Annotated in this window: 10 protein-coding genes; 6 read left to right on the top strand and 4 right to left on the bottom strand. The window is 60.1% G+C overall.

The genetic code is table 11. From position 1 onward, the window contains the following. Nucleotides 1-17: 17 nt before the first annotated feature. The 3 genes from ASE39_RS08570 to ASE39_RS08560 all read right to left on the bottom strand — a co-directional run bounded on the left by ASE39_RS08570 (nt 18) and on the right by ASE39_RS08560 (nt 4,529). Nucleotides 18-1,211, bottom strand: coding sequence for a phospholipase (locus ASE39_RS08570; protein WP_057270865.1), 1,194 nt, complete (start codon nt 1,209-1,211; stop codon nt 18-20). Nucleotides 1,212-1,260: 49 nt separating this feature from the next. After that, nucleotides 1,261-2,088 carry an HDOD domain-containing protein gene (locus ASE39_RS08565; protein ID WP_010465558.1) on the bottom strand — a complete coding sequence of 276 codons (828 nt, stop codon included), beginning with the start codon at nt 2,086-2,088 and terminating at the stop codon, nt 1,261-1,263. Nucleotides 2,089-2,159: 71 nt separating this feature from the next. Then, nucleotides 2,160-4,529 carry a Tex family protein gene (locus ASE39_RS08560; protein WP_057270864.1) on the bottom strand — a complete coding sequence of 790 codons (2,370 nt, stop codon included), beginning with the start codon at nt 4,527-4,529 and terminating at the stop codon, nt 2,160-2,162. A gap of 364 nt (nt 4,530-4,893) precedes the next feature. Here ASE39_RS08560 and ASE39_RS08555 point away from each other — a divergent pair, with 364 nt between their 5' ends. The 6 genes from ASE39_RS08555 to ASE39_RS26865 all read left to right on the top strand — a co-directional run bounded on the left by ASE39_RS08555 (nt 4,894) and on the right by ASE39_RS26865 (nt 13,880). Then, entirely contained in the window at nt 4,894-6,558 is a 1,665-nt protein-coding gene (locus ASE39_RS08555; protein WP_057270863.1) for an IPTL-CTERM sorting domain-containing protein, read from the top strand. A gap of 233 nt (nt 6,559-6,791) precedes the next feature. Next, complete coding sequence (locus ASE39_RS08550; protein WP_057270862.1) at nt 6,792-7,202, top strand: hypothetical protein; 411 nt, start codon at nt 6,792-6,794, stop codon at nt 7,200-7,202. A gap of 41 nt (nt 7,203-7,243) precedes the next feature. Further along, nucleotides 7,244-8,368, top strand: coding sequence for a DUF72 domain-containing protein (locus tag ASE39_RS08545; protein ID WP_057270861.1), 1,125 nt, complete (start codon nt 7,244-7,246; stop codon nt 8,366-8,368). A 4,042-nt stretch (nt 8,369-12,410) separates the two neighbouring features. Next, a complete protein-coding gene (locus ASE39_RS08535) occupies nt 12,411-12,896 on the top strand; it encodes an RHS repeat-associated core domain-containing protein (RefSeq protein ID WP_242421388.1) in 486 nt (161 codons plus the stop codon). Then, the gene (locus ASE39_RS27080; protein ID WP_242421390.1) at nt 12,799-13,479 is read left to right on the top strand and encodes an RHS repeat-associated core domain-containing protein; all 681 of its coding nucleotides are present in this window, start codon (nt 12,799-12,801) and stop codon (nt 13,477-13,479) included. Before ASE39_RS08535 ends, ASE39_RS27080 begins: the two co-directional genes overlap by 98 nt. After that, a complete protein-coding gene (locus ASE39_RS26865; RefSeq protein ID WP_010465572.1) occupies nt 13,479-13,880 on the top strand; it encodes a hypothetical protein in 402 nt (133 codons plus the stop codon). Before ASE39_RS27080 ends, ASE39_RS26865 begins: the two co-directional genes overlap by 1 nt. Here ASE39_RS26865 and ASE39_RS25745 read toward each other — a convergent pair. Then, nucleotides 13,793-14,392 carry an RNA 2'-phosphotransferase gene (locus tag ASE39_RS25745; protein ID WP_100199509.1) on the bottom strand — a complete coding sequence of 200 codons (600 nt, stop codon included), beginning with the start codon at nt 14,390-14,392 and terminating at the stop codon, nt 13,793-13,795. The two genes, ASE39_RS26865 and ASE39_RS25745, sit on opposite strands and share 88 nt — an antisense overlap. Nucleotides 14,393-14,706: the final 314 nt, after the last annotated feature.

Genomic DNA, 14,706 nt, shown 5'->3' with positions numbered 1-14,706 from the left:
CTGAGCGTGGCCGCCTCCTACAGCGGGTGTACGGCGTTCATGTCCGGCCGCGCCAGCCATGCCTGCCACTCGTCCACCAGTTGCTGGCTGGCCCGCGTGGCCGCAAACCAGGCCTTGGCGCGTGCGGAGCCGTCGGCGCCGTAGTGGGTGAAATCGTTGCGGTCAGGCAGCTTGGCGTTGGGCAGGCTTTGTACCCAATCGGGGCTGGGTGACAGCACCACCATGTTGTCCAGTGCGGGCGTGGAATGGTGGCGCCACTTGAGCCCCTTGTCCAGCCAGCCAGGCACCACGCGGTGCTGAAAATGCGGGTACAGCACCAGGCCGGGCGATGCAGTGGGGCCAGAATTTAAGTCTTTTTGACCGCCAGCGCTGGATGGATAAGCGCCATCAGCTATTAATTCAATAGCATCCTGTTTTTGCCGGCCGTAGGCCAGGTGCAGGTGGTAGTCGGTGATGCCCCCGTCCCAATATGCCCCACGGGGCGCGCCCGGAATGTTGTGCACCGCCTGCAGCACAAACGGAATCGAGCAGCTGGCCTGCAGCGCCTGCATGAAGTTGCCGCCGTGCAGCAGCACCTGGCGGGTGCGGTAGTCCGAGGTGCCAAAGGGCAATGCAGCACACGCAGCCCCCTCGGCGGAGATACTGGACGCGTCGGACGAGGAGAACACCACCCGCTCCAGCCACGCCCCCATCGCCTTGCGGTGCACCGTGTTCGTCAGAAAGGCGCCCAGATAGCCCAGCGGCGTGGCCACGCGGTGCTCGCGCCCCAGCAGATGCCGCCCGCGCGAGGTGACGATGTGCAGGCGGTAGCGCGGGTGGTTCAGCACCTCGTCGATGCGCCCGCCGTAAAACGCCTGCAGGTTCTGGCCAAACCGCTCGCTCACATGCGCGGCCGTGGGGCGCTTCTTGCCAGGCGGCAGGTCGTAGTTCTGGTGGATGTAGTCGTGCTCCAGCCGCTCGAAGGCCGCCACCGACTGCTGCAGGCAGGCCGTGGCCATGCGCCAGGCACCAATCGAGGCGCCCACCAGGTGCACCGGCTGGCTGGACTGGGGCAGCCATTCACCAAAGATGAAACGGTCCAATGGCCCCAGGATCAATCCCTTCGGCCCTCCAGCTGCAGCAGGGATCACGCCCACATCGCCGGGCTGCAGGCCGTGGTTTTCAAGGTGTTGGCGGGCGCGGGGGCCGGCATGGATGCGCAGGGCTTTCATGGGCGGAATTTTCGCAAAGCCACAAGGGCTGCGTCCTCAGAACCGGTTCTCAGACCACGTAGTCGGCAGCCTCGGGCTTCGCTGTCCAGTCGATAGGGTCTTGCTGCAGCACCATGTCGATGTCCAGCCCCAGCGCCAGGCCCACTTCGCCGGGGAAGGACACGGCCAGTTCCTTTTCGCCCAGCTCCGCCTCGCGGGCCCGGGCACGCCAGGCGGCCAGATGGATCACGCCCGCCAGGGGCTCGTAGGCATTGTTGTCAAACGGCGCGCTCTGGTGCTGCAAGGCGTCCACCACCACCTCCGGCAACCGCCAGCGGCGTGCCAGCCCGGCCGTCACATGGCCGTAGCCGTAGCCAAAGATGCGTTCTTCGATCTTGCCGCGCCGCAGGTCGAACGGCGCCACCAGGGTGTTGACCGACTGGGCCTTCTCCGGGTCGGCCAGATGAATCACCAGTTCGCCCAGCGCATGCAGCAGGCCGGCTGTGTACGCGGCGATCTGGTTCTGGTGCACGATGCCCGCCAGCGACCGCGCCAGCTTGGCGGTGTTGAGGCTGTAGCGCCAGAACTGCTGCATGTTCACCCCAGGCACGGAGCGTGAGGTGGTGCCCAGCGGCGCCGACGTGACCAGCGCGCGCACCTGGGCCATGCCCAGCAGCGTCAGCGCTTCGGGGATGCCCGCAATCTGGCGCGGTACCTGGAAAGTGTGGGAATTGGCCAGCTCCAGCAGCCGCCCGGCCAGTGCCGGGTCGGTGCCAAAAAGCTGGTTGAGGCGCCGCAGGCTGGGTTCTTCATGGGCCAGCTCGCTCATCAGCAGTGCCACCGTGCGCGGAAGGCTGGGCAGAGCCACGGGTTGGGCGAGCAGTGCGTTCAGCTCCATGGGGTCAGGCACCAGAGTTGGGGTTGCTGGCGATTATGGCCCCCATACCGCCGCAATCCCGCCCCAATTGGTCAACGGCCCTTGGCCTGTTGCAACTTGGCAAATGCCGATGCCATGGCCGACTGCTGTGTGGGCTCGGGCGCGCGGCGCTGGGGCTGGGCGTAGCCCCGGCCCGCGCCCTCGAAGCGGTTGTCCCGCGGCGCGCCCCGGTCGCCACCCTGGCGCGGTGGCGCGTCGCCCAGCTTCATCGACAGGCCGATGCGCTTGCGCTCCACGTCCACCTCCATGACCTTGACCTTGACGATGTCGCCGGTCTTGACCACTTCGCGTGCGTCGTTCACGAACTTGTGCGCCAGCTGGCTCACGTGTACCAGGCCGTCCTGGTGCACGCCCAGGTCGATGAAGGCGCCGAACTGGGCCACGTTGCTCACGGTGCCTTCCAGGATCATGCCTTCCTTGAGGTCCTTGATGTCCTCGACGCCGTCGTTGAAGCGCGCCACCTTGAAGTCCGGGCGCGGGTCGCGGCCGGGCTTTTCCAGCTCGCCCAGGATGTCCTTGACGGTGATGACGCCGAACTTGTCGTTGGCGAACAGCTCGGGCTTCAGCGTCTTGAGCATGTCGGCGCGGCCCATGATCTCGGCCACGGGCTTGCCCGTCTTCTCCATGATCTGCTCGACCACGGGGTAGGTCTCGGGGTGCACGCCGGTCATGTCGAGCGGGTTCTCGCCGCCGCGGATGCGCAGGAAGCCCGCGCTCTGCTCGAAGGTCTTGGCGCCCAGGCCCGCCACGTCCATCAGCTGCTTGCGGCTCTTGAACGCGCCGTTGGCCTCGCGCCAGCGCACCACGGCCTTGGCCACGCTGCCCGACAGGCCCGACACGCGGCTGAGCAACGGCACGCTGGCCGTGTTCAGGTCCACGCCCACCGAGTTCACGCAGTCTTCCACCACCGTGCTCAGGGTGCGGGCCAGCTCGCTCTGGTTCACGTCGTGCTGGTACTGGCCCACGCCGATGCTCTTGGGGTCGATCTTGACCAGTTCGGCCAGAGGGTCCTGCAGGCGGCGGGCGATGGACGCCGCACCGCGCAGGCTCACGTCTACATCGGGCATCTCTTGCGACGCGTATTCGCTGGCGGAATAGACGGATGCACCGGCTTCGCTCACCACCACCTTCTCGATGGCGCGCTCGGCTTTGGCGGCCATCTTGATCAGGTCGGCAGCCAGCTTGTCGGTCTCACGGCTGGCCGTGCCGTTGCCAATCGCGATCAGGTTCACGCCGTGTTTTTCGGCCAGCTTGGCCAGCGTGAACAGAGAGCCGTCCCAGTCGCGCTTGGGCTCGTGCGGGTACACCGTGGCGGTCTCCACCAGCTTGCCGGTGTCGTCCACCACGGCCACCTTCACGCCGGTGCGGATGCCCGGGTCCAGCCCCATCACCACGCGCGGCCCGGCAGGTGCGGCCAGCAGCAGGTCGCGCAGGTTGTCGGCAAACACCTTGATGGCGACCTTCTCGGCGTCGTCGCGCAGGCGGGCGAACAGGTCGCGCTCGGTCGAGAGCGACAGCTTCACGCGCCAAGTCCAGGCCACGCACTTGCGCAGCAGGTCGTCGGCCGGGCGGCCTGCGTGGCTCCAGCCCAGGTGCAGGGCAATCTTGCCTTCGGCCAGGCTGGGCTTGCCGGGCTCGGGCTCGACGGGCAACACCAGCTTGGCTTCCAGGATCTCCAGCCCACGGCCCCGGAACACCGCCAGCGCCCGGTGCGATGGCACGCGGCCAATGGGCTCGTCGTATTCGAAGTAGTCGCGAAACTTGGAAACCTCGGGGTCGTTCTCGTTCTTGCCCTCCACCTTCTTGCTGCGCAGCAAGCCCTCGGTCCACAGCCATTCGCGCAGCGACTGCACCAGCACGGCGTCCTCGGCCCAACGTTCGGAGAGGATGTCACGCACGCCGTCGAGCACGGCCGGCACGGTGGAGAAATCGGCGCCCGTCTTTCCATCGTCCAGCACTTCGGGGGGCTTGGTGAAGGCGGCGGCCTCGGCCGCAGGGTCCAGCGTGGGATCGGCAAACAGCTTGTCGGCCAAGGGTTCGATGCCGAATTCGCGCGCCATCTGGCCCTTGGTACGGCGTTTTTGCTTGAAAGGCAGGTAGAGGTCTTCCAGTTCCTGCTTGGTGGGGGCCGCGGCGATGGCGGCGCGCAAAGCGTCGGTCAGTTTGCCCTGCTCGTCGATGCTCTTGAGCACGGCGGCACGGCGGTCTTCCAGCTCGCGCAGGTAGGACAGGCGCGCTTCCAGCTCGCGCAGCTGGATATCGTCCAGCCCATTCGTCACTTCCTTGCGATAGCGGGCGATGAAAGGCACTGTGGCGCCACCGTCGAGCAGCTCCACCGCTGCGCGCACCTGTTGTTCACTGATTTTGATTTCTGCGGCCAACTGCCGGACGATCTGCTGCATGGGTGGGCGAACTCTCTGAAACTCGAAAAAATACGCGAAGCGCGCGAGTTTGCCACAGGCATTTCGGGCTACACGGGCGCAATAGCCCGGATGGACGCACCGGGCCGATATTCAAAAGCCTCAGAAATGACCGCAATGCAACTGGCCCCCTTCTGGCCTGTACCTATTGCGCGGGCTACAGATAAGGCGCATCCTGTAAAAGCCCCGTAAAAATTGCTTTTGTATGTGAACTGGTAGACAGCCTCCTTTCTCATTTACACATCCACTTGCGGCCTTAAACCACGCACTTTGTGCCGGAGGATGTATGAGATTCGACTGTCTTGTTCGAAGTTTTTTTTCTTTGGTGCCTCGCCGCTTCAGTGCGATGGCCTTCATCCTGCTGTGCATCGCAGCGCCCCAGGCTTCTGCACTGATCATCGGGGAATTTCGGGTGCGCGGCCCCAGTGGCGCCAATGATGAATTCATCAAGCTTTACAACGAAACTGCTTCACCGCTGACGGTGGCGGGCGGCGGCACGGGTTTTGCCGTCGCTGCCTCGGATGGAGTCGCGCGCTGCGTGGTCCCCAACGGCACGGTGATTCCAGCCTTCGGCTACTACCTGTGCGTCAATAGCGTTGCCTACTCCCTGGCCGCGTACCCTGCGGGCAATGGCGCCACGGCCACTGGCGACGCCACGTACACCACCGACATTCCCGACAATGCAGGTATCGCGCTGTTCAACACCAGCGTTGCGGTGGACTTCACGCTGCCAAACCGCCTTGACGCCGTGGGCTCCACGTCGGAAGCCAACACGCTGTACAAGGAAGGTACGGGCTACCCCGCGCTCACGCCTTTCTCCATCGACTACGCGTTCACCCGCGACATCTGTGGAAAGCAAGGGTCCATCACCACCTTCACGGCCTGCCTGTCGACCGGCGTGGCGCTGGACACAAACAACAACGCGGTCGATTTCATCTTTGTAGACACCAATGGCACATCAGCCGGCGCCGGACAGCGGCTGGGCGCACCGTCGCCAGCCAACCTGTCCAGCCCCGTCATCGGCAGCATCGCAACCCCCGCCCTGCTGGACCCTTGCGTGGCCCCCTCTTCGCCCCCCAATACGGTGAGAGACTTCACCAGCGACCCCCCCAATAACTCCACCTTCGGAACACTGGACATTCGACGCACCCTCACCAACACCAGCGGAAGCAACTTGACACGGTTGCGTTACAAGATCATTGATCTGACGACCTTCCCCGCACCTTCCGGCATCGCAGACCTGCGCCCCCGCACATCCAGTGCCGTTGTGGTCACGGTGGACCGCGCGCCGTGCGGATCCGGCACCAGCAACGTCACGGTGCAAGGCACCACGCTGGAACAGCCGCCCTCGCAGCCGAACGGCGGCGGCTTCAATTCGACGCTGTCGTCCGGCACCGTGACCCTTGGCACGCCCTTGGCCGCGGGTGCCACCCTTGATCTGCGGTTCCTGCTGGGCATTCAGCAGACGGGTGCCTACAAGCTGGGTGTCATCATCGAAGGCCTGCCGGAAGGCGGCACCATGTTTGAAATAGCAGGCTGCACGGACTCCGACTGTGCTCCGACCGTGCAATCTATTGTGCGGGCTGATCCCAACCCCACCACGGCGGCGGCCGTCAACTACACCGTCACTTTCAACCAATCTGTCACTGGGGTGGATGCTTCGGATTTCGTGCTGACATCGACCGGAACCATTGCAGGCGCTTCAGTGACTGGCGTCAGCGGTTCAGGATCCGTCTACACCGTCACTGTCAATACAGGAACCGGCAGCGGCACCTTGAGATTGGATGTGGTGGACAACGACTCCATCGTTGGCCCGGTTCCCGCAAACTTGCCCCTTGGAGGTCCGGGTGCTGGCAACGGCAACGTCACCACGGGCGAGTTCTACACACTGACCCGTGGCGGCGCAGTGGTCAGCAACATCCCGACCCTGAGCGAATACGCCATGATGCTTCTGGGCCTGGCACTCATGGGTGCTGTGTGGCTGCAGCGCAAGCGGGGCAACCTTCGCTGATCTGCATCGTCTGAAATAACTGCATCCGCAGGGACTCGACTGGCGCGCCTTCTGGGCGCGCTAGTCGTTTCTGGCAGCGGTATTGAAGCCTGCCGCCAAAGCCTTCCTTCAACCTGATGGGTCGCGCGCGTGAGCCACTGCCCGGCATTGGATCCAGAGAGAGCGAGGCGACCGAGCGACAACGTTTCCCTCGCGCTCTTAAAATGCGCAGGCCACCGAGCCCCCGCCCCTGCATGGACGCCCCCTCCCTCTCCTTCCCCATCCGCACAGAATGCCCACCCGGCGCCTGTGTCTGTGACCGGGACGCCCTCCTGCAATCGCCCGGTGGCGACACGCGCATCCTGCAACTCACCCAGGCCGAAGAGAAAAAGCTGCTGCAGCGGCTGGAAAACGTCAGCAGCCTGAGCGAGCTGCGCCGCATACAGGAACGCATGGAGCAGCAACTGGGCCTGCGCCTGACCATCGCCCCCAGCCCCAACGAAGTGCGCACCCTGCGCGGCATCACCATCCTGGTCCATGAGCAGCGCGGCCTGTGCCGCAAGACGCGTCAGGCCATCCCGGCCGCCATCAAGAAGGGCATGGACCAGCGGCCGGAGATCACGTACGAGCTGCTGAACGAGGGCGGGTTGTTCTCGGGGTTGTGACCCCGCACAGCCGCCCTTCACCCACCCGCCCTGCCCGCCGCATGCAAGACGATCTGTTCGGCAGTCCCGAAGCCCCGACACCTCCCGCGCCTTTCCGTCATTCCACCCGGCCCACCAAAGCCGCTGCGCCCGAAGCCGCAGAACACGCCGCACCGCCTGCCCAGCGCAAACGCTCCAGCCAAGTAGCCGCCATGGCTCCCGACGGCGCGCTCACCGCCCTTGCCACCACCCTGCCCCCGCAGCTACGCCTGGGCACATCCAGCTGGACCTACCCCGGCTGGAAAGGCCTGGTGTGGGAGGGCGAACATTCCGACACGCAACTGTCCAAGCAAGGCCTGGCGGTATATGCCCAGCACCCGCTGATGCGCACCGTGAGCATTGACCGCAGCTTTTACCGGCCGCTCACCGTCAGCCAGTACGAGCGCTACGCCTCGCAGGCGCCCGACGACTTCCGGTTTGTGGTGAAGGCGCCGAGTGTGGTGACCGACGCCCTGGTGCGCAGCGAAGACGGCCGGGGCCGCCAGGCCAATCCAGCATTCTTGAGCCCCGAACTGGCCCGCAGCGAGTGTGTGGAGCCTGCCCTGCAAGGCCTGGGGCACAAGCTGGGCGCACTGGTGTTCCAGCTCAGCCCGCTGCCGCTGGCGCAGCTGGACCGCCTGCCGCTGCTGCTGGAGCGCCTGCGCACCATGCTGCTCGCCCTGCCAGCCCTCGCGCCCACGGCGCCCGATGGGGTGATTGCGGTGGAAGTGCGCGACCCCGAATGGCTGACCCCCGACTTTGCCGCCGTGCTGCGCGAAGCCGGTGCCACCTACTGCCTGGGCCTGCACGCCAAGATGCCGCCACTGCAGCAACAGCTGCCCATGCTGCGCGCGCTGTGGCCAGGCCCCCTGGTGTGCCGCTGGAACCTGAACCCGGTGCACGGCCCCTATGGCTATGAAGAGGCGGAACGGCTGTACGACCCGTATGACCGCCTGCACCACCCCGACCTGCCAACCCGCGCCGAGCTTGCCAGCGTGATTGCGGGCATCACCCGCCGGGGGCAGAACGCGTTTGTGACCATCAGCAACCACGCCGAGGGCTGCGCGCCGCTGACGGTGCGGGGCGTGGCAGAAGAAGTGGCTGCGGTGCTGGCGACGCATGTACGGCAGGGACGTCCAGGCGTTTGAAAGTGGGCACGATGGAGGCCCGAAGCCGCAGCCAGCTTTGTGCAGCCAGCTACTCACATATTCATAGCTGCTAGCACTCGCACCATAAGCGTCAGGGCCAATTTTCATCCGAATTTTTGGGGGAAACGCCCTAGGTTGTGTTCGCTCAGCGTGACTCCAAACGCCCGACTGTACTGCCCAGGCATCAGGCCTTAGGCAGACAGGCCCAAACGGCCATACGACCGAGAACAAGTCATCGCAGTTGCTCGGGCCTATTGAAAGAAAGGCCGGCACGATCACGTCATTGCCCGGTGATTTTTTGGGGGGGACTTAGCGAGCATCGTCTAGACCCCAGACGTCAACACCGAAAGGACCTAACCTCAATGCCAGCAAACAACACCTACCAGAGTTGGTAGTTACAAACTCTTGATGGGGATTCTCTAATTGGCACCCGCTTCTGCGCATGCGCCGCACCACCTATATTTTTGATGACCATTAATTTTATCGATGAAATTGACTTCACTACAAGGCGGTGAAGCAAAACCATCCATCGATAGCAAGCACCAAGCAATATTAATCACAGGGAGGAAATTTTGAAAAATAAATCCGCAAAATGGCTATGGGCCATTTTATTTTCCACAACCGCTATCGGACACGCACAAGAGGCGATTCCAGACTTCTACAAAGAACCTGGCATTCAGCCCAACAGGGCATTCGTCAATCAAAGCCAAAATGAAAATATCGACCCGTTTACGGGTGCACTCCAGCGACACTACATAGACCTCAGAATTCCTGGCAACGGTGGAATGGATTTAACCATTGTCCGCTCTTACAACAGCAGCAGTGTCGATCCTGCCAACCCGACACAGCCCAGAATGAGCGCTGGCTTGGGATGGACCCTGCATTTTGGTCGCATTCTAAAGTCTCGAAACTCATACCCTTGTCTGAATCAAAATCTTGAGTCCGTTTCAGACAACCCCATCCTAGAACTTCCAGATGGCAGTCGGCAGCTGCTTACCTTCACCGGCCAAAATTCTCCGCTGATGATTACCACGCAGCGATGGAAAGCTATGTGCAGCACCAGTGGCATAGGCTTGGTAGTTACCTCACCCGACGGGATGGTTTATGACATGACCCAAGCGTTGGGATCCGGGTCGACCGCTAATCCAATGTATGAGTGGCACACCAAAAAAATCACGGATCGCAATGGAAACTACATCAACATTAATTATGCATCGGCATCTAGCGCAGAGATACGCAGCATTAGCACCAGTGATGGAAGATCTGCCTCATTTACATACATTGACTCAGGAAAAACAACTGCACGGATTAGCAGCATAACCAGTGCTGGACAAACCTACGATTATTCTTACAAGCCCTCTGGTATCGCAGGAGTCTATCAACTGAGCACCGTTACCAGGCCAGACAATGCTACCTGGGAGTACGATTATTCGGAAAATAATGGTGCCTCTGCCGGGAGCTATCTCATGCGTTCCGCCACAACACCACAAGGCGGGAGCATCACCTACACCTACGATTTCGTATTTTTTGACTCACAGTCCAATCCAGCCAGCAAATCCAATGTTGTGAGCAAGAAGTCAATGAGTACGGGAGGAATCTGGTCATTCGACTATTCCCCCGGGGGCAATAGCTCCTTGGATACGACTCGAGTCACCTCGCCAGAAGGAACGACGACCTATAAGCACGTAGGCCCCAACTATGCTGGCGCTGGCAGCATCTGGAAGGTCGGTTTGTTGATCCAGAAACGCATTGGCGACGAACAAACTGAACAATACACCTGGAGTGGACAGAGAATTTCCACGGAAACCTATGTTCGGCCCGGAGCATTTGTGACCAGATTCGATTATCTTGAAACCAATGCACCGTTGCTCACACGCAAAACCATTACTCGCGACGGCGCAAGCTACGATACTGCCTATAGCAATTTCGATAGTTATGGAAACCCTCGCACCATCACCGAATCAGGCACAAGGGGTGGCGACAGAACAACTACCGTCAGCTACTATACAAATACATCGAAGTGGATCATCAGGCAGCCGCAAAACGAAAGTTCCTCGGGTCACTCGATCACCCGGGATTTCGATAGCAGCGGCAACATGACCAATGAGACAAAAAATGGTGCCTCGATCAGCCGAACCTACGATAGCGCCGGCAATGTAAGCAGCGCCACCTTCCCAAGGTCGCTAACGCATAGTTATTCCAACTACAGCCGTGGTGTTGCACAAAACGAAAGCCAGCCTGAAGGAATTTCCATAACACGAGAAGTGAGCAACGCTGGCAATGTAACCTCCGAAACCATTGGAGGTGAAACAACTCGCTATGGATATGACTCCATGAACAGGATCACCTCTGTGGACTACCCAGAGGGCAATAACGTCAACATCAGCTACACCAGCCGAAGCCGCACCGCAACGCGTGGATCACTGACAGAAACGATCAACTACAACTCCTTCGGAAGAGTATTCTCAGTCACCCGAGGGGGTATCAGTACCTCATACTCCACAGATGCACTGGGGCGCACTACATTCATATCCAACCCCGGCAGCAGCTCGGGCACATCGTACTCCTACGATATTCTGGATCGCGTCGCTCAAATCCGGAATCCAGATGGAACATCCAAATTCATCAACTATGGATCTTCCTCCAAATCGGTCAGAGATGAAAATGGCAATACCACCATTAATTACTATCGCGCATATGGCGACCCTGACAAAAAATTCCTGATGGCCATCACTACGCCTGATTCCAGCGCGAGCATGGACTACGACCGCAACAGCAAGGACCTTATTACGTCTGCCAAGCAAGCTGGGATAACAAGGCACTATTCTTATAACAGCAGTGGATATATGATTTCCGCAACCCATCCAGAAACGGGCACGACATCCTACGGCCGGGATGCAGCGGGCAATATGACATCCAAGAATGTGGGATCTTCAGGCACCACCACGTACAGTTACGACAGCCAGAATCGGCTGAGAACCATCAATTACACAGGCGCCACGCCTTCTGTTACCCACACTTATGATGACAGGCACCGTTTACTGCGAACATTCTCGACAGATGCTACCCGCAGCTTTTCCTATGATGGAAACGGAAACCTCCAGTCTGAAACATTGAATGCCAATGGAATGACCTGGACGGCCAGGTATGGATACAACGAAAATGACCACCTGACTTCCATTACCTACCCTTTCTCCGGTGAAATTGTGCGCTACGGCGTGGATGCGCTCGGGCGCCCTACTTCCGTCTCCGGGTATATCACCAGTGTCAGTTATTGGCCATCAGGGCAGGTCAACAGGATTACGTATGCGAATGGCGTCTCCTCAGAGTACAGCCAAAATTCTCGCCTGTGGCCCAGTTCATTTTCTACAGTTCGGTCATCAACCCCCTACAGCCGGTCCTCACTGTCCTACGACGGCGTTGGCAATCTGACCGGCATTTCAGACAGCATCGACAATGCTTATGACCGCACCTTTGGATATGACAACCTGGATCGCCTGACCAGCCTGAGAACACCGCAAGGTTCCGGAAGTATTTCCTACGATGGCGCTGGCAATATCACGTCGCAGACTATTCCAGGATTACGACTTTCCTACCACTACGACAGCAGCAATCTGCTCAGTAGCATGACGGCAACGCCAGGCAACACCGCAAATCACTCATACGACGCCATGGGCAACATCATCGTGCNCTACCACTACGACAGCAGCAATCTGCTCAGTAGCATGACGGCAACGCCAGGCAACACCGCAAATCACTCATACGACGCCATGGGCAACATCATCGTGCGCGGCCCCCGAACATTTGAGTACGACAGCGTTCCCAATCTCAAGTGCATCAACTGCTCCACCGCCGCCACCCGGGTGCAGTACGCCTACGACGGTGGCCAAAAGCGCACCCAGGTCATCCAGGGAGGCATCACAACGCATGAGTTCCACGGCGCCCACGGCAACCTGCTGGCCGACTACTCCCCCAGCTCCCGCAGGCTGGTTCAGTACATCTACCTGAACGGCAAGCGGATCGCCCAGAAGGAGTCCGCACAATGATCTCGATCTCCACGCTCCACTCCTTCTGGTTGCGYCTTCTGGCACGCCTTGCTCTGCTGCTGGCCTTCGGCGCCTTTGCAGCCAGCGCTGGCGCCCAGACCACCRTCACGTTCTTTCACAACGACATTCTGGGCAGCCCCGCCATCGCCACCGATGCCGATGGCGCCGTGGTCTGGAAGGAGAACTACCTGCCCTACGGGCATCGCCTGCAAGCGCCCGCCGCCGGTGCCAACAACAAGCTGTGGTTTGCGGGCAAGCCGTACGACCAGACGAACTGGATTACCTACATGGGGGCGCGCTACTACATCCCTCTGATAGGGCGTTTTACGGGGTCTGCCCTATGGGCACCGGCTGCAAGCGCCCGCCGCCGGTGCCAACAACAAGCTGTGGTTTGCGGGCAAGCCGTACGACCAGACGAACTGGATTACCTACATGGGGGCGCGCTACTACATCCCTCTGATAGGGCGTTTTACGGGCGTTGATCCGGTTGACTTCAAAGAAGAAAACACTCACTCGTTCAACCGGTACGCCTACGCCAATAACAACCCCTACAAATACGTGGACCCGGATGGGCGGCAGGCCGAAGTGAACGTGTTTCCAAACTTCGACCCGATGGGGTACCTAAAGGGTCTTGCAGTCGAATCGATAAAATTTACGGCGATGGCTGCAGGCGGGGCAGGCGGTGCGGCGGAAAAAGTAGTTGCCGGATCAGTTGCGGCGAAGGGAATAGCCGCCGATGCTCAGTTTGCACAGAAAACCTATGGCGCGATGTTCAGCAAGGACGGTATTTTTGCAGGCAAGAGTGTTGATGAAGTGGCTGCTGCACTCCGCTCTGGTGCCATGAAGCCATCTGAAGTTCCGATCGACTACATCGTTCGAGATAGCAAGACCATCATCTTGAATACACGTTCTTCGCAGGCGCTTGATTCGGCAGGGGTCGCAAGGTCAGAGTGGAATACGGTTAATCGAACTGGCAGCGGAGAATTTGAGAAGAGGCTCACTGATCAACTATCGCACAACCCTGGCGGCCCATTTGACACGGTTCGTCGTTCCGGAGGGCAATGATGGAAAAGCTACCGATCTTCTCACTCCCGTGCCCTTCTACTGCGGCGGTTCGTGAGCCGAAAATTATCGATGAAGACAGAGGGCTTTTGCTCTCGATGGTTTTCGATGACGATGGACACGAGCGCCAGATGGACGTGCTATTCGTCAAGCCACGGGCCTTCCGCAAACGCGCGGAGATTTATTGCACCCTTTGGCATCTCACTGATACTTACGACACGGTCTGCGAGGTCACGGAGTCCGATTGGGTGGCGGAATTACGAAACGATGCAGTGCCTGAATGGCGAGACAGATGGGTCATGCGCCACTTTGTGATCTATGTCGATAGCTTTGGCTGCTTTGAGGTCATCGCGGAATCCGCCGTGCTAAATGACGAGTGTGCCAAGAATTCGGGCGGCACCTGATCAGTCAGCCATACGCCGTTATCTGCCAAGAAGAAAGCGAAACCCCTTACATGCATGCAAAGGGCTTCGACCTTAAAGACAATTGGCTTGCCGTGACGCTGTCCAATGCGATGGGCAACTGCTTCGTCTGCGGACAGGTGAACCTGCTGTCGAGCCTGCGGCTTTAGCCCGATAGATAGGATCGATTCGGCGAATCGCGTTGCGGTCCCGTGGTATAGGAGGCTCGGCGGCTCCTTGGGTGACAACCCTAGTTCTACGACCACCGAATGCCCTTGTGCCGCTCGGATGCGTTGCCCGTCTTTAGAAAGGGAAAATCTTTTCTTCTCACTGGTCTTGACGACACACAGCAAATCCTCCTGTGTGAACTGGGTACCGGCGGTGCGGCTCTGGACGATCAACTCATCGATTAAAGCCCAGCCCTGGGGGTCTAGAGCCAACCCGATGGCATCAGGTTTATGCCTAAGGACAAGGCTTAGAAACTTGCTGAGCTGTACAGAGCTGGGGGGGGTCATCTTTATTGGGTCACTTTTGGCATCGTACATTCCTCACTGGCGAGCACATCGACGACATTTGCGATGCGAATTAATGCTGACTGGGGAAAATTTCCCACAGTATCGATCTGTTGCAGCGAGAAGCTATTGTCTATGCAAACCAATATACCTGAACCGCTTCCGCCCACTCAAAGGGCATCACAACGCATGAGTTCCATGGCGCCCACGGCAACCTGCTACCACTACGACAGCAGCAATCTGCTCAGTAGCATGACGGCAACGCCAGGCAACACCGCAAATCACTCATACGACGCCATGGGCAACATCATCGTGCG

The organism is Acidovorax sp. Root267 (assembly GCF_001429215.1).
Classification (GTDB): domain Bacteria; phylum Pseudomonadota; class Gammaproteobacteria; order Burkholderiales; family Burkholderiaceae_C; genus Acidovorax; species Acidovorax radicis.
This window is presented reverse-complemented; position numbering and strand designations above follow the sequence as displayed.